At 66.9% G+C, this 20,423-nt stretch carries 15 protein-coding genes and 2 tRNA genes; 4 read left to right on the forward strand and 13 right to left on the reverse strand.

Annotated features, from left to right (window positions below; all coding sequences use genetic code 11):
* Positions 1-154: 154 nt before the first annotated feature.
* Together AC5RWA_RS07085 and AC5RWA_RS07090 are read left to right on the forward strand one after the other, a co-directional pair.
* Positions 155-682, forward strand: coding sequence for a SixA phosphatase family protein (locus tag AC5RWA_RS07085; protein WP_476247422.1), 528 nt, complete (start codon positions 155-157; stop codon positions 680-682).
* A 122-nt stretch (positions 683-804) separates the two neighbouring features.
* Positions 805-1,806: an EamA family transporter gene (locus tag AC5RWA_RS07090; RefSeq protein WP_494057051.1), complete on the forward strand. Its 1,002-nt coding sequence runs from the start codon at positions 805-807 to the stop codon at positions 1,804-1,806.
* 490 nt (positions 1,807-2,296) lie between these two features.
* Here the strand turns inward: AC5RWA_RS07090 and AC5RWA_RS07095 are convergent, their stop codons facing one another.
* The 5 genes from AC5RWA_RS07095 to AC5RWA_RS07115 all read right to left on the reverse strand — a co-directional run bounded on the left by AC5RWA_RS07095 (position 2,297) and on the right by AC5RWA_RS07115 (position 7,457).
* Positions 2,297-2,998, reverse strand: a complete 702-nt coding sequence (locus AC5RWA_RS07095; protein WP_494057052.1) for a TetR/AcrR family transcriptional regulator — start codon at positions 2,996-2,998, stop codon at positions 2,297-2,299.
* Positions 2,995-5,031, reverse strand: a complete 2,037-nt coding sequence (locus AC5RWA_RS07100) for a YhgE/Pip family protein (RefSeq protein WP_494057053.1) — start codon at positions 5,029-5,031, stop codon at positions 2,995-2,997. The genes AC5RWA_RS07095 and AC5RWA_RS07100 overlap by 4 nt, the downstream gene beginning before the upstream one ends.
* Positions 5,028-5,744: an ABC transporter ATP-binding protein gene (locus AC5RWA_RS07105; RefSeq protein ID WP_494057054.1), complete on the reverse strand. Its 717-nt coding sequence runs from the start codon at positions 5,742-5,744 to the stop codon at positions 5,028-5,030. Before AC5RWA_RS07105 ends, AC5RWA_RS07100 begins: the two co-directional genes overlap by 4 nt.
* A gap of 66 nt (positions 5,745-5,810) precedes the next feature.
* Entirely contained in the window at positions 5,811-7,265 is a 1,455-nt protein-coding gene (locus AC5RWA_RS07110) for a dihydrolipoyl dehydrogenase family protein (RefSeq protein ID WP_079598307.1), read from the reverse strand.
* 118 nt (positions 7,266-7,383) lie between these two features.
* A tRNA-Arg gene (locus AC5RWA_RS07115) sits at positions 7,384-7,457 on the reverse strand.
* A gap of 277 nt (positions 7,458-7,734) precedes the next feature.
* Between AC5RWA_RS07115 and AC5RWA_RS07120 the strand changes: the two genes are divergently transcribed.
* Positions 7,735-9,564, forward strand: a complete 1,830-nt coding sequence (locus tag AC5RWA_RS07120; protein WP_115525922.1) for a phosphoenolpyruvate carboxykinase (GTP) — start codon at positions 7,735-7,737, stop codon at positions 9,562-9,564.
* A gap of 148 nt (positions 9,565-9,712) precedes the next feature.
* Here AC5RWA_RS07120 and AC5RWA_RS07125 read toward each other — a convergent pair whose 3' ends face one another.
* The 4 genes from AC5RWA_RS07125 to AC5RWA_RS07140 all read right to left on the reverse strand — a co-directional run bounded on the left by AC5RWA_RS07125 (position 9,713) and on the right by AC5RWA_RS07140 (position 13,413).
* Positions 9,713-10,873, reverse strand: coding sequence for a globin domain-containing protein (locus AC5RWA_RS07125; RefSeq protein WP_494057055.1), 1,161 nt, complete (start codon positions 10,871-10,873; stop codon positions 9,713-9,715).
* A 162-nt stretch (positions 10,874-11,035) separates the two neighbouring features.
* Entirely contained in the window at positions 11,036-11,485 is a 450-nt protein-coding gene (locus AC5RWA_RS07130) for an RrF2 family transcriptional regulator (protein ID WP_494057056.1), read from the reverse strand.
* A 14-nt stretch (positions 11,486-11,499) separates the two neighbouring features.
* Positions 11,500-11,988 (reverse strand): hypothetical protein, encoded by a 489-nt coding sequence (locus tag AC5RWA_RS07135; RefSeq protein ID WP_494057057.1) that lies wholly within the window; start codon positions 11,986-11,988, stop codon positions 11,500-11,502.
* Between the two features lie 6 nt (positions 11,989-11,994).
* A complete protein-coding gene (locus AC5RWA_RS07140; RefSeq protein WP_476247430.1) occupies positions 11,995-13,413 on the reverse strand; it encodes a phosphomannomutase/phosphoglucomutase in 1,419 nt (472 codons plus the stop codon).
* A gap of 142 nt (positions 13,414-13,555) precedes the next feature.
* Between AC5RWA_RS07140 and AC5RWA_RS07145 the strand changes: the two genes are divergently transcribed.
* Positions 13,556-15,778 carry a RecQ family ATP-dependent DNA helicase gene (locus AC5RWA_RS07145; RefSeq protein WP_494057058.1) on the forward strand — a complete coding sequence of 741 codons (2,223 nt, stop codon included), beginning with the start codon at positions 13,556-13,558 and terminating at the stop codon, positions 15,776-15,778.
* Here AC5RWA_RS07145 and AC5RWA_RS07150 read toward each other — a convergent pair.
* The 4 genes from AC5RWA_RS07150 to AC5RWA_RS07165 all read right to left on the reverse strand — a co-directional run bounded on the left by AC5RWA_RS07150 (position 15,702) and on the right by AC5RWA_RS07165 (position 20,390).
* Complete coding sequence (locus AC5RWA_RS07150; protein ID WP_494057059.1) at positions 15,702-17,228, reverse strand: MFS transporter; 1,527 nt, start codon at positions 17,226-17,228, stop codon at positions 15,702-15,704. The genes AC5RWA_RS07145 and AC5RWA_RS07150 overlap by 77 nt on opposite strands.
* Before the next feature lie 169 nt (positions 17,229-17,397).
* Positions 17,398-17,486: transfer RNA gene (locus tag AC5RWA_RS07155), tRNA-Ser, on the reverse strand.
* A gap of 100 nt (positions 17,487-17,586) precedes the next feature.
* On the reverse strand, positions 17,587-18,117 hold the full coding sequence (locus tag AC5RWA_RS07160) for a GNAT family N-acetyltransferase (RefSeq protein ID WP_494057060.1): 531 nt from the start codon (positions 18,115-18,117) through the stop codon (positions 17,587-17,589).
* Positions 18,114-20,390 (reverse strand): prolyl oligopeptidase family serine peptidase, encoded by a 2,277-nt coding sequence (locus AC5RWA_RS07165; RefSeq protein ID WP_494057061.1) that lies wholly within the window; start codon positions 20,388-20,390, stop codon positions 18,114-18,116. Before AC5RWA_RS07165 ends, AC5RWA_RS07160 begins: the two co-directional genes overlap by 4 nt.
* Between the last annotated feature and the right edge of the window lie 33 nt (positions 20,391-20,423).

Below are 20,423 nucleotides of genomic sequence, written 5' to 3' on the forward strand. Positions count from 1 at the left end.
GCCAGGGAACCCTGGCAGTGTGGGCCCAGCAACAACGGCGCTTTCGGGATGTGCCGCCTTTGGCGTTTACCCAGCCTCTCCGGGCATGTGCCTCTGCGGCTGGTTGGGCTCCGTCGGTGCGCCCCGTAATTTCCGGGCCGACTAGGCTTGGGGCATGAGTGAGCACCATCTTCGACGGCTTGTGATCATGCGGCATGCCAAGGCCGACTGGCCCGGGGGCGTGGCTGACCATGAGCGGCCACTCGAGGAGCGCGGGCACCGGGAAGCCCCGCTGGCCGGGCGCTGGCTGCTCAAGCACAACATCGTTCCGGATTTCATCCTGTGCTCCAGCGCGCTGCGGACCCGGCAGACCTGCACCTGGGTGTGCTCCGAACTTGGCGACAAGGCCCCCACCCCCAAGCTGGAGGACGGGCTCTACGCTGCTTCGGCGCTGCGGATGCTCACCGTCATCAACCACGTGCCGGACACCGTCACCACGCTCATGCTGATCTCCCACCTGCCGGGCGTCCAGGACCTGGCCATGCACCTGGCCTCACGGGACTCCGACCACGACGCCTACATGGATGCCGCCACCCGCTTTCCCACCAGCGCACTGACCGTTCTGGAGACCGAAAAATCGTGGGCGGAGCTGGACGGACAGGACGCCCGCATCACGAAATTCAAGGTTCCCCGCGCCCATTGACCCATGTAGGTCGCGCCAAGTGTCGTTATGGGCACTCTAAACGGCAGATAGCGCTACCCAGTTGGGGCCGCGATTTCCCGCAGCAGCCCCGCAATGTGCCCGTGCTCTGACACAGTGGGAGCGTGAACCTCCGAGATTCCCTCCTCGCCGCCCTGGTTGCCGTCCTGTGGGGCCTGAACTTCGTTGCCATCGACGTCGGGCTCCACCCCGAAGGCCACGAAGTGCCCCCGCTCCTGTTTGTGGCAATGCGCTTTGTGCTCGTCGTCTTCCCGTGGATCTTCTTCATCAGGAAACCGGACGTCAGCTGGAAGGCGATCATCGGCGTCGGGCTGTTCATGAGCGCGGGCCAGTTCGGCCTCCTGTACCTGTCCATGGCCATGGGCATGCCGGCGGGCCTCGCCTCGCTGGTGCTGCAGGCCCAGGTGCTGCTGACGGTCCTCCTCGCCGCCGCCTTCCTGGGGGAGCGGCCGAACCGCAGGCAGCTGGCAGGTGTTGTCCTGGGCGTGGCGGGCCTGGCGGTGGTTGCAGTGGGGCGCAGCGCCGTGGCACCGCTGTTGCCCCTGCTCATTGTGCTGGCCGCGGCCCTCTCCTGGGCTGCCGGAAATGTTATTGCCCGCAAGGCCAAGGCTGCCTCCGGACTTGGCCTGGTGGTCTGGTCCGGTGCGGTGGTGCCGTTGCCCTTGGCCGCGCTTTCCCTGCTCGTCGACGGCCCGGACGAGGTCATCGCCACGCTCACCACCCTGCAGCCGCCCACAATCCTCAGCGCCCTCTACACCGCGGTGTTTGCCTCGCTCGTGGGCTACGGAATCTGGAACCGGCTCCTGGCCAACCACCCGTCGTCGGCCGTTGTCCCATTCACTTTGCTGGTCCCCGTGGTGGGGATGACGGCTGCCTGGCTGGCGCTGGCGGAGGTTCCGACGCCCACCGAACTGGCCGGCGGGCTGCTGCTCCTGGGCGGGGTGGCGACGGCGGTGCTCACCGTTGGCGGCCGGCGGCATCAGCGCCGGGGTGCCGAACCGGCACCCGGCTTGGGTGCCGGCGTGCGGACCGGCGGGACGGACGACGACGGCCGCTTGGCTGCCGCGGGCACCCTCCCCGGAACGCGTGAACCGGAGGCCCGCTGAGCTGTTGCTGTGTTCCTTGCGGCAGGGCGCCCCGTTGTGGCGGCCGGACGCCGCTGTGCCGGGGACTGCCTGCCGCTCGGGGTGCCGCGCCGCCGTCCGGCGGGCCAGGCGGCGCCGAGGAACAGGACCAGCAGGGTGGCGACGGACGAGGCAGCGGCACCAATGAAGTAGTTGTCCGGGTCGCTGGTGGGCAGGGGAGTACCCAGGAATGAGGACTGTCCGTCGTATGCCAGTTCCCACGTGCCCATAAACGCCAGGGCGAAGCCGACCGTGAGGCTGGTGCCGGCGCCGGCGGCCAGCAGCATGAACCGCCGCCCCCGGGCAAGGATCTCGGCCACAGCGGCAACGTAGGCCACACCCAGGACGCCCAGGAACGCGACGAACACCGGTTCCGCGAGCGTGATTCCCGTGAGTACAAGCAACCCGGCAGCGACGATGCCGCAGATGACCGCAAACTTTCCGCTGTTCCCCATATGCCGCATGTCAACCATCATTCCTGAGGAGCGGGCGGCTTCAGCACGTAGCCGCGCATGATGGCCATGATTGCTGCAACGCTTTGGTCACGGGTGCGCTCGGGATTGTAGGTCTGGCGGTCCAGGCCCACCACGAAGCAGGCACCAAAAATGGCCGTCTCCAAACTGCCCCTGGAGACCGATTCGTCCACGGGGTAGGCCTTCGCCACGCCCTCCACCGCTTGCCCGATCACGGCCAGCAGCTCACCGCGCAGTACCGTGAACGTACCCTGCCATTCACTGGGCGTCCGCCAGTTTTCGCTGACCCAGAGGCGTGCGAAGGACGGATACTCGGCCATAAAATCCATGGCCTGCCCAATCATTGCCTCCATGGCCAGCAACGGGTCTCTGGTTGTCCCTGGACCGGTTGTCTTTGGGCCCGCTGTCCCGTCCTCTGCCGTTCCCAGCAGGCGGGCCTTGAGGATGTCCACGCCGTGCCGCAGCAACTGGGCAATGAGCTCTGACTTGCTGCCGAAGTTGTAATAGACCGTGCCCTTGGACACTCCGGCGGCGGCGGCGATCTCGTCCACGGTGACGTTGGCGGCACCGCGTTCACCGATGAGTGCCATGGAGGCGTCGAAGAGCTTCTGCCGGGTGGCGGTGGTCCGTGCCGGGCGCTGTCCCTTCGGCGCCGACCCCTTTGGTGCCGACCCCTTTGGTGCCGGTGCCCCGGGGGTCATACCGCGATCTCCGGTTTAAGCGTCTTCAGGGTCCAGTACTTGTTCTTGCGGACGGCCAGCGTGGACAGGACCGTGCCCAGCAGGGTGTAGCCCAGGAGCCCGGCCACCGTGGGAACAATCATGGAAAGGTCGGCGCCGTAAATCAGGTGCCTCATGCCCGTGACCACGTAGCCCATGGGCAGGATTTCGTGGATCACGTGGAGGGGCTGCGGAGTGGTCTGCCAGGGGAATGTTCCGCCGGAGGACACCAGTTGGAGCACCAGCAGGATCAGCACCACCAGTTTGCCGGGTGAGCCCAGCAGCGCCACCACGCCCTGGATGATGGCGCTGAAGGCCATGGCTGCAGCCAGCATAAAGAGCCACGTCAGGACCGGGTGGGCCGGGTTCAGGCCGAGGGCCAGGTTCACCACCAGGGTCAGGAGGGTGGCCTGCACCACGGAAACGGCAAGGAAGGGGAGCCAGCCGCCCAGTGCGATCTTCCAGGACGGGGTGTTGGAGGCGAGCGCCCGCCGGGTGATGGGGCGCATTGCCTGCACCAGCATAAAGATGCCGATCCACAAGGCGAGGGTGAGGAAGAACGGCGCCAGCCCCGCCCCATACGAATCGGCTTTTGCCTGCGAGACGTTGCTGACGGCAACCGGGTCCGCCATGACGCGGGACAGGTTGCTCTTTTGCGCGTCATCCGGGTTGGGCACCTGCCCCGCTCCCTTGCCGATCTCGTCGGCGAGGGTCCGTGAGCCGTCCGCGGCCGTGCCGGCGCCTTCCTCCAGCTGGGCTGCACCCGCGTCCAGCTTCCGCGCTCCGTCCACCAGGGCGGCGGTGCCGTCCAGGGCTGCCTGCCCACCGGTGGCGAGCGTGGCTGCACCGGTGTGCAGCTGGTCGGCTCCACCGGACGCCTGCTGAATTGCGTCCCGGAGCGCCGGCGTACTGGCGGCCAGCTGGGCGGCACCCACACTGACGGCTTCGGCGCCGTCGGCCAGCTGCTGGATCTGGGCCGCGTCGGTCTCGATTTTGGTTTTTGCCGCTGCAACAGGGCTGGATGCTGCCACCGCATCAAAATCGGCCAGGATGCTGTCGGCCTGTTCCTGGGTCAGGACGCCCGAGGCGATTAGCCGGGTATTGGATTCGATGACCCGTGTACGGAGGCCCTGGTCGGCGGCGTCCAGCTGGGCTGCCACGTCCTGGACCTTGGTATTCAGCTGGGCGTTCCCCGCGGCCACCCGTGCGGCGCCGTTGGCAAGGGTCTGCGAATCGGTGGGCAACGAGGCGGTCTTGTCCTTGAGGGTGGACAGTCCGCTGCTCAGCTGCCCGGCGCCGTCGGTCAGCTGGTTGGCGCCGTCCCGCAGCTTCAGCTGTCCGGCATACAGCTCGGAGGCTCCGCTGCTGAGCCCGGTGGTCCCCTCATGGAGGGTGACCGTGCCGTCGCGAAGGCCTGCGACGCCGCCGGCCAGCTGTCCGGCGCCTTCGGCTGCCTTGACCATCCGGGTGTGGATGGTGCCAAAGCCGGTGAGCAGCTGGTTGGCAGTTTCCTCGCCCACCTCGGTGGCCACCGTGGAGTGGACCGACGTTGTCAGTTTGTCCACGATGGTGCTCAGGAGGTAGTTGTTGGCATCGTTGGTGGTGACGTTGAGCATTGCTTTGCTGGCCGAATCAAAGCTGCCCGGCGATACCAGGTTGGCCGAGAAGTCCTTCGGAATCTTCAGGGCAAAGGCGTACTTGCCGTCGCTGACGCCCTGGTCGGCTTCGGCCGTGCTGTCCACGGGGACCCAGTGGAAGACGTTCCCTTCCACCAGGCTGTCCGCCACCTTGGTGCCGGCCGAAAGGCGGCTGCCGTCGCTGGCTGTGGCGCCCGAATCCTCCACCACCAGGGCGGCATCCAGGTGGTCCAGGTTGCCGTACGGATCCCAGTTGGCGTACAGGTACACGGCGCCGTACAAGAGCGGCACCATGGTCAGGGCAAGGATTGTCAGTTTGGGCAGCAGGCCGCCAGTCATGCGCTTGAGTTCTGAGCGGGCCAGCCGCAGTACGGTCACTTGGCAACCTCTGTTTCGAGTTCGGTGTCCTGGTTGTCCGGCTGGGCCGTGGCGCTCCGTTGCTGTTCTGCCTGCCGTGCGGGCTGATGCTGGACGGCATTGCCGATCGCGGCGGTGGGCCCCGTCCACGACGGCGGGAGGGCACTGACCGCAGCGACGACGGCAAGTTGCCTGCCGCCGTCGGACGCCAAACGCTGCAGCCGTGGCAGCCAGTCGCCGTCGTCCGCGCTGTGCCGGTCAGGGGAGTCGACAACCAGCAGGTCCGTGCGGGGGTTGGCCAGCGCCAGTGCCGTCAAAAGTTCCAGGCGCCTGCCGGGCGCCAGTTGCTCCGTCCAAAGGTCCGCGATGTCCTCGAAGCTGTTCACTTTGAGCCACGGCTTGCTGAGCAGGGCTCCCCGGTAGCGGCGCGGCACCAGGGCAAGGTCCTCCGTCACCAGGTCACGGACACTCAGGTGCTGCTCGGGTTCATTGACCCCGGGGGAGTCCACCAGCGCACTGGCCAGCCGAAGGGGCCTGACGCGCTGCTGGTTGTCCCAGCTGATGAGGCCGCTGCTGGCCTTCATCCTGCCGCTGAGAACGAGGGAGAGGGATGTCCGCTGGTCCTGCCGGCCCCCGGTCACAAGCAGCAGTTCGCCACGGCTGACCTGGAGTGAGGTGGGGGGAAGCAGGGGATCGCGGCGGCCTTTGACGTGAAGCTGGTGTGCTGAGAGCAAGGTTGCCTTTCACAGAATGCATCTGCTTCCAGCCTAGCTAAACTGACCAGTCAGTACAAATAGGTCCTAGAGGCCGTACTTCTCCAAAAGACGCAGCCATACCTCGCTGATGGTGGGGTAGGAGGGGACGGCGTGCCACAGACGGTCGAGCGGAACCTCACCCACCACGGCGATCGTGGCGGCGTGCAGCAGTTCGGCCACGTCGGGTCCGGCGAAGGTAGCACCGAGGAGCACCCTCCGTTCCTCGTCCACCACCAGCTGGGCCCAGCCTTCGTAGTTCTCTGAGTGCAGCGACGATCCGGCAACCTGGATGGGAAGCTCCACGGAGGAGGCGTTGTACCCGTCGTTCCGCGCCTTCTCCAGGGTCCTGCCCACGGAGGCCAGTTCGGGGTCGGTGAAAACGACGCTCGGCACGGCGTGCTGGTTGGCCGTCTGCGCGTACCGGCTCCAGGCGCCCGGCGTGCCTTCAAGTTCTCCCTTTGCCCGCGCGGCGATGGCATCGCCGGTGGCGCGGGCCTCGTACTTCCCCTGGTGGGTGAAGAGGTTCTTTCCGGCGGCGTCCCCCACCGCGTAGAGCCAGGGTTCATCTCCGGGAGTTCCGCGCACCAGGCCGGACTCGTCCGTAGCCAGGACAAGTCGGCCGTGCCCGTCCGGTTCGAAGCCGACGCTCTCCAGGCCAAGGCCTTCCAGGGCAGGATGCCGGCCGGTGGATACCAGGACCTTGTCCACGGTGAGGGTGGTTCCGTCGCCCAGCTCGAGGCTGAACGTGCCGTCGTCGTTCCCGCTGATGCGCTCCGTGGCTGTATCGAGGCGCAGCTCCACGCCGTCCGCACGCAGGCCGGCCGCCACCAGGCCGGCAGCCTCCCGGGGGAAGTTTCCGAGCAGTCCGCTGCGCGCGACGAGGGTCACGGCTGATCCCAGCCGGGCGAAGGCCTGGGCCAGCTCGGTGCCTGCCACGCCGCCGCCCAGTACGGCAAGCCGTTCCGGGACCTCACTGGCCGACGTGGCTTCGCGGGTGCCCCACACCTGCACGTCCTGCAGTCCCTCGATGGGAGGCATGGTGGGCATGGCACCGGTGGCCAGGACTACTGCATGACGTGCCTGCAGTTGGTGCGACGTGCCGTCCAGCCCCGCCACCTCGACCATTTTCGGCGCCGTGAGCCAGCCGTGGCCGCGCACCAGTTCGATCCCGGTCTCCTTGACCCACGAAACCTGGCTGTCGTCCTGCCAGTTGGCGGTGAAGTAATCCCTGCGCTTCAGGACGGCGGCGGCGTCCAGTGTACGGGTGACCGCTTCCTTGGCTCCGGGCGTGGTCTGTGCTCCGTGCAGGGCGGTGCCGGGCCGGAGCATTGCCTTCGACGGCATGCATGCCCAGTAGGAGCATTCGCCGCCCACCAGCTCCGCCTCCACCAGCACAGCGGTCAGTCCGCCCTGCACAACCCGGTCGGCGACGTTTTCCCCCACGGCGCCTGCGCCGATCACCACAACATCAAATTCGCGTTCAACAGGCTGGGGCGTCATGGGGAAAGCCTACGCCCGGAGGTGGGGCGGGAAGCGCGGGTTGGCGGCCAGCCCGGGAGGCGGTAACAAAACTTAAAACAAAAGGTCCGCACCGGCGAACCGGTGCGGACCTTGTCTGTGCGCCCAAAGGGATTCGAACCCCTGACCTTCTGTTCCGTAGACAGACGCTCTATCCAGCTGAGCTATGGGCGCATCTCGTGTTCCTGGAGAAGAACCGCTCTCCCTGAACCTCGAATTACTTTACGCGAGGGTTGGCCGTAGTGCCAAATCGAAAGGCATGTAATCTGCACGACTAGACCGGTATAGGTGACCTTCGTCACTTAATCGACCTATTTCCAGCAACTATTCCTTGGATTTACGCGGATTCCCGTCTGAAGCTGCAGATTCCCTAAGCATGCTCCCAAAAAACGGCAGTGGTCCGGACCATAGCATTTAGGACACACCGATGAACCCGAGGAAGGGAACCGCAATGGGCGATCTGGCGCAGAAGCCGCTGCTTGAGAATGCACCCACCACACATGCCGGTCTGCTGGCATGGGTCGAAGAGGTTGCTGAGCTTACGCAGCCGGACCGCATCTACTGGGTTGACGGGTCCGAAGAGGAAAACACCCGTCTCACCGATGAGCTTGTTGCAGCCGGCACCCTGACCCGGCTGAACCAGGAGTTGTTCCCGAACTCCTTCGCCGCCTTCTCGGACCCCGCTGACGTCGCCCGGGTTGAGGAGCAGACCTTCATCTGCTCCGAAAACAGGCACGACGCCGGCTTCACCAACAACTGGATGCCCCCGGCCGAGATGAAGGACAAGCTTCGCGGGCTGTTCGCCGGCTGCATGCGCGGCCGCACCATGTACGTCATCCCGTTCGTCATGGGCCACCTCGACGCAGAAGACCCGAAGTTCGGCGTCGAAATCACGGACAGCGCCTACGTTGTTGCCTCCATGCGCATCATGGCCCGCATCGGCACCGATGTCCTGAACCGGATCACCGAAACGAACGCCTTCTACGTGCCCGCGCTGCACTCCCTGGGTGCTCCGCTGGAAGCGGGCCAGGCGGACGTGCCGTGGCCGTGCAACCCGGACAAGTGGATTGTCCACTTCCCGGAGGAGCGCTCCATCTGGTCCTTCGGCTCCGGCTACGGCGGAAACGCGCTGCTGGGCAAGAAGTGCTACGCCCTGCGCATCGCCTCCGTCATGGCGCACGATGAAGGCTGGCTTGCTGAGCACATGCTCATCCTCAAGCTCACCTCCCCGGAGCAGAAGACCTACTACCTGTCCGCGGCGTTCCCCTCCGCCTGTGGCAAGACCAACCTCGCCCTGCTCGATCCCACCATCAAGGGCTGGAAGGTGGAGACCCTCGGCGACGACATCACCTGGATGCGGTTCGGCAAGGAAGGCGAGCTGCGCGCCGTCAACCCCGAAGCCGGCCTCTTCGGTGTTGCCCCGGGCACCGGCTGGGGCACCAACCCCAACGCCATGCGCGCCATCGCCAAGGGCAACAGCATCTTCACCAACGTGGCGCTGACCGACGACGGCGGCGTCTGGTGGGAGGGCATGACCGAGGAAGTGCCCGCACACCTGACGGACTGGCAGGGTAACTCCTGGACTCCGGACTCGGACAAGCCGGCCGCCCACCCCAACTCGCGCTTCTGCACCCCGATCGACCAGATCGACATGCTGGCCGAGGAATACCACAGCCCCAACGGCGTGGAGCTGTCCGCCATCCTGTTCGGCGGCCGCCGCAAGACCACCATCCCGCTGGTCACCGAGGCCCGCAGCTGGACCAACGGCATCTTCATGGGATCCACCCTGTCCTCCGAAACCACTGCCGCGGCAGCCGGTGCGGTGGGCGTGGTCCGCCGCGACCCGATGGCCATGCTCCCCTTCATCGGCTACGACGCAGGCGACTACCTGAACCACTGGGTCAACCTGTCCGCCAAGGCCAACCCGGAGCGCCTGCCAAAGATCTTCCTGGTCAACTGGTTCCGCCGGAACTCCGAGGGCGGCTTCGCCTGGCCCGGCTTCGGCGACAATGCCCGCGTCCTGAAGTGGGCCATCGAGCGCCTCGAAGGCAAGGCCGACGCCGTGGAGACCCCCATCGGGTTCGTCCCCACCGGCGATGCCATCGACCTCGAAGGCCTGGACATGACCCCGGCTCAGGTGGAGGAAGCCGTCAAGGTTGACCCCACCGAGTGGGCCGCAGAGCTTGCCTCCATCGAGGAATGGTTCGCCAACTTCGGCGACTCCCTCCCGGAGGCACTCCAGTCCGAGCTCGCCGGGCTGAAGAAGCGCCTGGGCCAGTAGCCGCAAAGGCCAGTAGCCAAAAAAAGTACGACGACGGTCCCGCGCCTTTGCGAAAAGGTGCGGGACCGTCGTCGTTCCTCAATCGATTGCTCCGTAATTGCCCTTTTCGCTTGTCAAAACGGCTATTTCGGAGCAGTCGATGAGGACGTCAGCTGGCCAGCCAGATGTCCGGTCCGAAGACCTCGTAGTGGATCCGGGTGGCCGGGATGCCGGCGTTGATGGCCTCGTTGCGGATGCTCTTCATGAAGGGCAGCGGCCCGCAGAGATAGAGGGATGCGTCGGCCGGCAGGTCCACTTCCCGCAGTGACATGAAGCCCTCCCGGGCGCCCGCCTCAGGCTTTTCCAGCCATAGCTGGAGTTCGGCACTGTCCAGGCGCTGCACGTCAGCCGTCATCTGGCCGCGCAGGGCCCAGCTGTCCAGGGTACTTTCGGCGTGCAGCACCAGGACCTGCCGGTCCGTTCCGGCCTCGGCGAGCGAACGCAGGATCGAAGCCGTCGGGGTGCAGCCGATTCCTGCGGAGGCCAGGACCACCGGGCCGTCTCCGTCCTTGAGGGTGATCTCGCCGTACGGGTTGGAAATCTCGAGGATGTCGCCCACCTGCACATTGTTGTGAAGCACGGGGGAGACCTCGCCGCCGTCGTCCAGCTTGGTGGTGAAGGTGCGGCTGGTGCCGGCGTCCGCGGACAGGGAATACTGGCGGACCTGCCGCAGGCCTTCGGGCAGGACTACCTTGACGCTGATGTACTGGCCCGGGAGTGCCGCGGTGACCGGCGTATCGTCCGCCGGCTCCAGCGTGAAGGTCATGGCACCCGTGCCGGCCGGAGTCTTGGCCGCAACCCGCCAGGGCATCCACATCCGGTCATTGGCCTGGCTGGCGTACAGCCCCTTTTCGATCTTGACCAGGGCATCGGCCATCAGCCAGTAAACCTCGGTCCAGGCTTCGGCGATCTCCGGGGTGATGACCTCGGCGAGGTCCTCGGCGATGGCGGCGAACAGGTGCTCGTAGACCACCTGGTACTGCGGCTCGGTGATGCCCAGGGAAGCGTGCTTGTGCGCGATGCGGGACAGGACGGCCTCAGGGAGCGTGCCCGGGTTGCTGAGCAGGTGGCCCGCGAACGCCGCAATGCTGCCTGCCAGGGCCTGCTGCTGGTTGCCTGACCGCTGGTTGGAGCGGCTGAAAAGTCCGTCCAGCAATTCGGGGTGGGCCGCAAAAAGGCGGGAGTAGAACTTGGGCGTGATCGCGCCGATCCGCGACCCGACCAGCGGAAGGGTGGCTTCAATGACGGGGCGGGACTTTTCCGAGAGCATACGGACTCCTGAGATAGCGGCCGGGGCCTTCGTCCGGCCAGTCACGAATACAAGCATTTGAAATGCGTGTATTCACACCTCAAGTTCTACAGCCTGTAGAAGATGAAATCAACTTACGCGGACGGACGTTGCCGCCGTGTTCCGGGCCATGGTGCGGGGAGGCTAAAGGCCTGGCCGGAGGCCGATCATGGAGAAGACGGGAGCCATCTGGCGGGAGCCCGGCAGGTCTGCGATCACCACGGAATCGAGCTCCCGGTAGAACGCCTCCCGGGCCCGTGCCAGGGCGCCGCGCAGATGGCACTCGTTGATGAGCGGGCAGTTGCCGCTGGGTGCGACGCACTCCGCCGGGTCGCTGCGGGTGTCGAGTTCGCGCAGGATTTGCCCCACGGTTGCCGTTCGTCCCGCGTGGCTCAGGCGGGATCCGCCCGCCCTGCCCCGGACTACCTCGATCAGGCCCATGATCCGGAGCTTCGCCATGGCCTTGCTGACGTGATTGTAGGGCGTTCCCACCGCATCGGCGATGTTCTGGGTGGTGAGCAGCTCACCGCCGGGAACGGCAGCAAGCACCATCAATGCCCGCAGGCTGACGTCGGCGAAGGCGTTGATCTTCATGGCCGGACCGCGGTCTAGTCCACCCAGATTGAGGGTTCGTTGGTGTCCGCACCCAATTCGCCGAACTCCCAGGTCCTGGTGGCCGGGTCGGCTGCATAGGGCAGCACGGCAGCAAAAACCGATCCGTCCCGGTGTTCCGCGGCCACGTGGATGGCGTCCGAATCCTCTTCCACCAGCAGGATGTCGCAGACCACGGCGGCCGCCCGGAAGTCATCCCGGTTCTGCCGCAGCAGGGCCTGCAAATCGCTGATCATGGCGTCGGCGTCGAAGTCCGCGTCCGTTCCCTCCGCCGCGTCGGCCGGGGAGACCGCCACGAGCCGCACCTCGCCGTCGTTCTGCACCGTCAGGGCGAAGGGCATGAACCCGCCGTTGCGCTGGAGTTGCTCCTGGGCGGCGCTGACGCCCGTTCCCAGGAGGTTCTCCAGGTCAGTCGCCGTGCCTTCCGGAACAGAATCACGCCACCCGGACTGTTCTTCCGCTTCTGGCCGCGTATGGTCCGCCATCCCGGATTAGGCCCGGACGATCGACAGGACGCGGTCGCGGATCCGTTCCATGGTGCCACGGTCCGTTGCTTCAGCGTTGAGGCGCAGGAACGGTTCCGTGTTGGACGGGCGCAGGTTGAACCAGTAGCTGCCGTCGTTCGCCGTGAACGTGCTGCCGTCCATGGTGTCGATGGTGATGTCTTCGCCGGCAAAGGCTGCACGCACACGCTCGACGGCGGCGGGCTTGTCGTCCACCTCCGAGTTGATTTCCCCGGAGCTGACGTAGGGCTCGTATTCACGGCCGAGCTCCGACAGGGGGCCGTCCTGCTCACCCAGGGCGGCGAGGACATGCATCGCAGCCAGCATGCCGGTATCAGCGTTCCAGAAGTCGCGGAAGTAGAAGTGTGCTGAATGCTCGCCGCCGAACACGGCGCCTTCCTCTGCCATGACCGCCTTGATGAACGAGTGGCCCACACGGGTGCGGACGGCGCGGCCGCCGTCGCGCTCCACCAATTCGGATACGGCGCGGGAAGTGAGGAGGTTGTGGATGATCGTGGGAGTGGTCTCGCCCAGGGCCTTGGCCCGGGCGATTTCCCGGCGGGCCACCATGCCGGTGATGGCCGACGGCGAGACGGGCTCGCCCTTCTCGTCCACCACGAAGCAGCGGTCGGCATCGCCGTCGAACGCCAGGCCGATGTCCGCACCGTGCTCGACCACGGCGGCCTGCAGGTCGCGAAGGTTCTCCGGCTCCAGCGGGTTGGCGGGGTGGTTGGGGAAGGAGCCGTCCAGCTCGAAGTACAGGGGAATGATGTCAAAGGGCAGCTTGGGGAGCAGGGCGTCACCCAGGACCGCGGGGGTGGTGAGGCCGGCCATGCCGTTTCCGGCATCCACCACAACCTTCAGGGGCCGGGAGCCGGAAAGGTCCACCAGCTTGCGGAGGTACTCGGAGTAGTCCTTGAGGACGTCGCGGACGCCGATCAGGCCCCGGGCGCCGGCGGCGGGGATGGAGCCGGTGTTGAGGTAGTGCTCGGCGAGGGTCTGGATGTCCTTGAGGCCGGTTTCGGAGGAGATGGGGACGGCGCCGGCCTTGGACATCTTGATGCCGTTGTAGCCGGCCGGGTTGTGACTGGCGGTGAAGGTGGCACCGGCGCGGTTGAGGAAACCGCAGGCGAAATACAGCTCATCGGTGGAAATCAGGTCCAGCAGCTCGACGTTGGCGCCGCGCGTGGCTGCCCCGTTGGCGAAGGCCTTGCTGAATTCGGGGGAGGACGGACGCATGTCCCCGCCCACCAGGATGGTCTGGCCTTCGAGCTGCAGGACGTCCACGAAAGCGGCCCCCACGGCTTCGACGATTTCGGCGGTGATGGACTCGCCCACAATGCCACGGACGTCGTAGGCCTTGAAGGATGCCGAGAGATCAAAAGTCGTTGTCTGTTCGCTAGTCACGGGCTTTATCTTACGTGGACGCGGAAGGTGCCTGTGGAGGAGGGGTGGGGGCTGCAGAATATGACGGTCGCGACTGTTCCCGGCTTTCCACATGCGTGCTGCCGAGGTGCCGGGTGTCGGAGGGGGCTGGGATACTGAATCAATGGTCGATAACCAGCACGCCACGCTCTCTGACACGCCCCCTTCAACAGTTGCCGTTGCCGATGCCGCCCTTTCCGGCTCCGCTTCTTCAGCTTCCGGAACGCACCACCAGGCGCTGGAGGTCCTCCGGGAGCTGGTGGGACACCCCGAAGCCGGTTTCCACGAGGGACAGTATGAAGCCATTGAGGCGCTGGTGGACGGCGGCCGGCGGGCTTTGGTGGTCCAGCGCACCGGCTGGGGAAAGTCGGCCGTGTACTTTGTCGCGTCCCTGCTTTTGCGGCGCCGGGGTGCCGGTCCCACCCTGATCGTCTCGCCCCTGCTTGCCCTGATGCGTGACCAGGTGGCCGCCGCAGCCAGGGCCGGGGTCCGCGCGGTGGCCATCAACTCCGCCAACCAGCTCGAATGGGACACCGTCCGGGAGCAGCTGGCCGCAGACGAGGTGGACGTCCTGCTGGTCTCCCCTGAGCGGCTCACCAATCCCTCCTTCCGTGAAAACCAGCTGCCCGAACTGATCCGGCGGACCGGCCTGCTGGTGATCGACGAAGCCCACTGCATCTCCGACTGGGGGCACGATTTCCGCCCGGACTACCGCAGGATCGCTGATCTCATCACCCGGCTGCCGGAGTCGGTCCCGGTGCTGGCCACCACGGCCACCGCGAATTCGCGCGTGGTGCACGATATCGAGGAACAGCTCGGAGCGGGGGTCCTCACCATCCGCGGCGCCCTGGGCCGCGATTCGCTGCGGCTGGGCGTCCTGACGCTGCCCGACTCCAAGCAGCGCCTGGGCTGGCTCCTGACGCACCTGTCCGACCTCCCCGGCAGCGGCATCATCTACACCCTGACGGTTTCGGCGGCGGAAGATACTGCCAGGCTCCTGGCCGAAGCGGGCCACGAAGTCCTTGCCTACACCGGCCGCACCGACCCCGCGGACAGGGAACGCGCCGAACAGCTGCTGAAGGACAACCAGGTCAAAGCACTGGTTGCCACCTCTGCCCTCGGGATGGGATTCGATAAACCGGACCTTGGTTTCGTGGTGCACCTCGGCGCACCGTCCTCGCCGGTGGCCTACTACCAGCAGGTGGGCCGCGCGGGACGTGGCGCCGCCAACGCAGACGTCCTGCTGCTGCCCGGCTCCGAGGACCGCGAAATCTGGCAGTACTTCGCGACCGCCTCCATGCCCTCGGAGGAAAAGGCGGCGGCTGTCCTTACTGCTCTGGCCGAGGCCGGTACGGCGCTCTCCACGGTGGCGCTGGAAGCGCGGGTGGACCTCCGCCGCACCCCCCTTGAGCTGCTGCTGAAGGTCCTGTCGGTGGACGGTGCCGTGGAACGCGTCGGCGGCGGCTGGCGGTCCACCGGGCAGCCGTGGGTCTACGACGCGGAGCGGTACCAGAGGATCGCCGAGGCCCGCGTAGACGAGCAGGACTCCATGATCATCTACCAGGACACGGCTGGCTGCCGGATGGAGTACATCACGTCGGTCCTCGACGACGAAACGGCACACCCCTGCGGGCGGTGCGACAACTGCGCCGGGCAGTGGTTCCCGGCGGAGGTGGCGGCCGATGCCACGGCCGCGGCGAACCAGACCCTCAGCAGGGCGGGTGGCGTGCTGGAAGTACGGCTGCAGTGGCCCAGCGGGATGGACCGCCTGGGCGTCCCGGTGAAGGGCAAGCTTAAGCCCGGTGAAGGCCTTGCAGAAGGGCGTGTCCTCGCCAGGCTCACCGATCTGGGGTGGGGCGGCGCCTTGCGTGAGCTTTTTGCTGCCGGCGCTGAGGACCGGCCCGTGGACCCGGGCATGCTGCAGGCATGTGTTCAGGTCCTGAGGGAATGGGGTGCCGGTGATTCACGCACGCCGGGCTGGAGCGGGGCCGGGAGGCCCGCTGCCATTATCAGCGTCCCGTCCCGGAGCAAGCCGCAGCTGGTCGGATCCCTTGCCAGGGGGATCTCGGAGATTGGCCGTATTCCCTACCTTGGCGAGCTGCGGCTTGCGCACGGCGGCCCCACCGGAGGCCGGGGCGGCAACAGCGCCTACCGGCTGGCCGGGGTCTGGGACCGCCTGGTGGTTGGGCCGGAGCTTGCAGCGGCGATGGGCGGTATCCAGGGGCAAAGCGTGATGCTTATTGATGACCTGGCGGACAGCCGGTGGACACTTACGGTCGCGGGCCGCGCTCTTCGGCAGGCCGGGGCTGGAGCTGTTCTTCCGCTGGTCCTGGCCCAGGCCGGCTGACCTCTGGACCGCTGGGCACAGGATTGTTCACTCCAGGCCGGCTGACCTCAGCCCCCGCATGCCGCGGCAGGAACAGGCTGTCGACGGTGCTGGCGAGCATCAGGGCGGCCATGACCATGAACGCCCCGCGGAATGGGCCCGCAGGGTCCTGGGGAAATGCGGCCAGCCCGTCGAAGATCCGGATCAGCAGGGCCCCCACCGCTATGCCCGCCCCCGTGGCCAGTTGAACGAGCGTGGCGGAGACGGTGTTCGCGGATGTCAGCTGGGCCGGCACGATGTCCGCGTACTGCACGGAGGCGTAGGCCGAGAAGCCGATGGACCGGAAGGCTCCGCTGCAGACGAGCAGGGCGAACATCACGGCCTGGGGAGTCTCAGGCGTCAGCAGGGCACAGGCGGCGAAGGTTGCGGCCGACGCCAGCGACGCGAACACCAGCATGGCCTTGAAGCCGAAGCGCCGGATCAGCGGCGTGGTGGCCGGCTTGATGCCGATGTTGCCGATGAAGACTGCCGCCACCATGATGCCGGCGTGGATGGGGGACCAGCCGAATCCTGCCTGGAACATCAGCGGCAGCAGGAATGGGACCGAACTGATGGTGAGCCGGTAGACGAACCCGCCCGTCGCCATGGCACGGAAGGTCCGGGTGCGGAACACGTCCAGGTTGAACAGCGGATTCCGGGTACGGCGCATCCACAGCACGGCGGCGGCAAGCGACGCGGCACCGGATGCTGCGCTGATCCCGGCCCAGGGCGTGTCCGGGTGGGCGCTCGCCAGTTCCAGGCCTACCACCAGGGCGCCGACGCCCACCGTGGTGAGGAACAGGCCGGGCCAGTCGAGCCGGCGGCCCGGGTCCCCTGCTGACCTGGGCACCAGCCTCAACGCGGCAAGGAAGGCGGCAAGGCCAAGGGGAAGGTTGATCAGGAAGATCCAGTGCCAGGACAGGTAGGTGGTCAGTGCGCCGCCCACCAAGGGTGCCAGGACCGGTGCCAGGAGTCCCGGCCACACCAGGAAGGCAGTGGCGCGGAGCAGTTCGGATTTGGGTGTGCCGCGGAGGACCAGCAGCGTTCCCACTGGAACCATCATTGCGCCGCCTGCCCCCTGGGCGATGCGGCTCAGGGTCAGCGTGGCCAGGTCCTGGCTCAGCGAGCAGGCCAGCGAGGCCACGGTAAAGACGGCGATGGCCAGGCAGAAGATCCGGCGGGCTCCGAACCGTTCCGCCAGCCAGCCGCTGATCGGAATGCCCACGGCCACGGTCAGCAGGTAGGCCGTCATGGTGATGTTCACGTCGGCCGCGGGGACCCGGAAATCGGCGGAGATGTTGGGGATGGCGGTGGTGAGGACCGTGCCGTCCAGGAACTCCATAAAGAACGTTGCCGCCACCAGGAGGGCCAGGCGGGGGCTCCACACATGCCGGATACCGTCGGGTCCGTTGTCCGGTGCGCTTGCTGCCATCCGATTATCGTGCCACCCGAGGGGCATCTATCAGAAACACCGGCGGATCAGAAGCGTGTTCGCGAATCCGAATCCAGAAGGCTCTGATCTGCGAACAAGCCCAGGAAATGAGGCCGCGGAAGTACACCGGAGACGCAAAAGGCCCCGGTCCGGGGACCGGGGCCAAACGCGGAGACGGGGGGATTTGAACCCCCGGTCGAGTTTAACCCCGACCCTTCATTAGCAGTGAAGTCCATTCGGCCGCTCTGGCACGTCTCCAATTGCTATTCCTAGCCCACCAAGGATACGCAGATCCGGGCATGCAGTGCAAAACGGCTGTCCGCCGGTGGCAGGAGATGGCGGCAGGACGCGGGCAACATCAGGAGGCGGGCTGCGCCGGGCGGACCATCCGGATCTCCCGGAGGTTCTCCCAGCTGGGAATCACTTCCGCCGCCCCGTCCGGTGCAAAGCCGAACCGGCGGTAGAAAGCGATGGCGTTGCCGTTGTCCGCGGCCACCCAGAGTGACGCGGCTGCGGCGCCCAGGCCGGCCTCCAGCAGCCGCCGCCCCAGGCCGAGACCCTGGTGCGAGGCCAACAGGTACAGCCCCCACAACTCAAGATCGCCGGAAGACGGCGGCGGCGACTCGTGCCAGGGATCGACAGCCGGCACATGCCGGACGCCGGAGAACCCAACGATCGTGCCGCCGTCGCACCCCACCCATGCCTCGGCCGGTTCCGGCCGGTCCAACAACGCCCGCCACATGGCCGCTCTGTCGGCAGGGTCCGCTGCTGCGAGGTGCGCGTCGGACAGCATGCCCCGGTAGGTTTCCTGCCAGCAGCGCAGGTGCACCTCCGCCAGCCGCTCCACGTCACCTGCCACGGCCTGCCGTACCGACAACTCCGGGGTCACGAGGTCCCGCCCGCCAGCGCCTTCCACAGGAAATGCTGGCTGCGGGCCTGCAGCGCGGCGGCCTGCCGGTTGTCGGACGCACCGGCGTGGCCACCCTCCAGGGCTTCGTGGAACCACACGTTGGGAATGCCCATGGCCAGCATGCGCGCCGCCATCTTGCGGGCCTGGACGGGGCCCACCCTGTCATCCGACGTCGCCGTCCAGATGAACGTTTCCGGATACTCCACCCCGTCCTTGAGCAGGTGGTAGGGAGAGAACGTCCTGATGTACTCCCACTGCTCCGGCACGTCGGGGTCACCGTATTCCGCGATCCAGGAGTGGCCGGCAGATAGCTTGGTGTAGCGGCGCATATCCAGCAGCGGAACGCCGCACGAGACGGCGCCGAAGAGTTCCGGGTACTGGGTGAGCATGTTTCCCACCAGCAGTCCGCCGTTGGAGCCGCCCACGCAGCCCAGCCGTTCCCGTGACGTGACGCCGCGAGAGATGAGATCGCGGGCCACGGCGGCAAAGTCCTGGAACGCCTTGTGCCTGTTCTCCTGCAGGGCTGCCCGGTGCCAGGCCGGGCCGTATTCGCCGCCGCCGCGGATGTTGGCCACCACGTAAACCCCGCCGCGGGAGTGCGGGGTCTGGCCGTCGGCGCCCGGCAGGCCGGTGGTCCTGCGCTCCAGCCAGGCCCTGCCCACGGTGCCGCTGTAGGAGGGCGTACGGGAAATCTCAAACCCGCCGTATCCGGAAAGCTGGGTGGGGTTCTGGCCGTCAAGCGGCAGGTTCCGCGCGGCCACCTGGAAATACGGGACGCGTGTGCCGTCGTCGGAGACCGCGAAGTGCTGCTGTACTTCGTAGTCGCCGTCGGCGAAGAACGACGGCGACGTCTTCACGGCCGCATGACGGCTCACCACGCCGGGCGTTCCGGCGTCGCCGTGGTTGCGTTCCAGCGTGCCCCGCATCAGCGTGCTGGGGGTGGTGAACCCGGTGGCGACGAGCCAGAAGTCATCGCCCGCACCGCCGTCGGCCGCAACCTCATCCTCGTCGTCCACCGCGTAGGCGTTGACGTCGTGCAGGGGCGGGCAGGCATCCAGGGGAGCGGACGCCCACGCGCCTTCAGGTCCGTTCTGGCTGTCGGTTCCCTCAGCCGGTCGGGACGGGTCGAGGACCCGGATCTGGGACGAGACGTCCTTGAGGAGGTTGAGCAGCAGGAAGTTCCGGGTCCAGCTCCAGGACTGCAGCGAGGTGCTGGCATCCGGGGTGAACAGGACCAGGACGTTCCGGGCGCCGGCCAGGTAGTCCTCGAAGTTGGCGGCCAGCAGCGATCCTGCGGGGTAGGTGGTTCCGTCCAGGACCCAGTCCTGCTGCGGGCGGAACAGCAGCCATTCCCGGTGGGCGCTGACATTGACATCGGTGGGGACATCGATCGCCACCCACTCCCCGTCCCGCAGCACCAGGTTGGTGCGGTTGAAGAAGTCGATGTAGTCCACGGCAAAGGTGCGTTCGAAGCCGGGGGTGGAATCGTGCGCCACCACCGCCATCATGTGGTCCTCGGGGACCTCGAAGAGCCGGGGCGCGGCAGGAAGAACTGCGCCCCGCTTGAGGGTCACCGCGGTACGGGCGTAGGAAGAGGCAGTCTTGGGGAGTCCGTCGGCGGTGGAGGCGACCAGCAGCGTATCCGCGTCGAGCCAGGACACGTTGCCCTTCGCCGTCGGCAGGTCAAAGCCGCCGCGGGCCGGGTCCACGAAGCCGCGTGCCTCGACGTCGTATTCGCGGTAGCGGTTGGCGTCGCCGCCGTCGGGGGAGAGCGCCAGCAGGGCCAGCCGGTATGGCTCGCCGGGAGCGGGCCGGAGGAACGTTGCGCCGTGGAACACCCATTCCTCGCCTTCAGCGGCGGCCAGGGCGTCCACGTCCAGCAGGATGTCCCACTCGGGCGAGTCAGTGCAGTAGCTCTCCCACGTGGTGCGGCGCCAGAGGCCCTTGGGGTTCTGCTGGTCCTTCCAGAAGTTGTAGTACCAGTCCCCGCGCTTGCCCACCATGGCGATGCGGTCCGTGGAGTCCAGGACCTCGAGGATCCTGCCCTCCAGTTCCACGTAGTCGGCGTCCTCGAGCAGGTCCTCGGTGCGGGAGTTCTGCTCCTTGACCCAGGCAAGCTGCTCTTCGCCGTAGATGTCTTCGAGCCAGACATTCTCATCCGTAGGCTCGGGTGCGATGCCCGCAGGCGTGCTGCCGGGGGTGGCCTGGCCGGAACCTGGGACGGACGCTGAATCAGCTGCAGTGGTGGTCATGCGCCCCATCCAAACAACATCCCCGGGGGCTGG

It is taken from the genome of Arthrobacter sp. 210 2 (genome assembly GCF_059093025.1).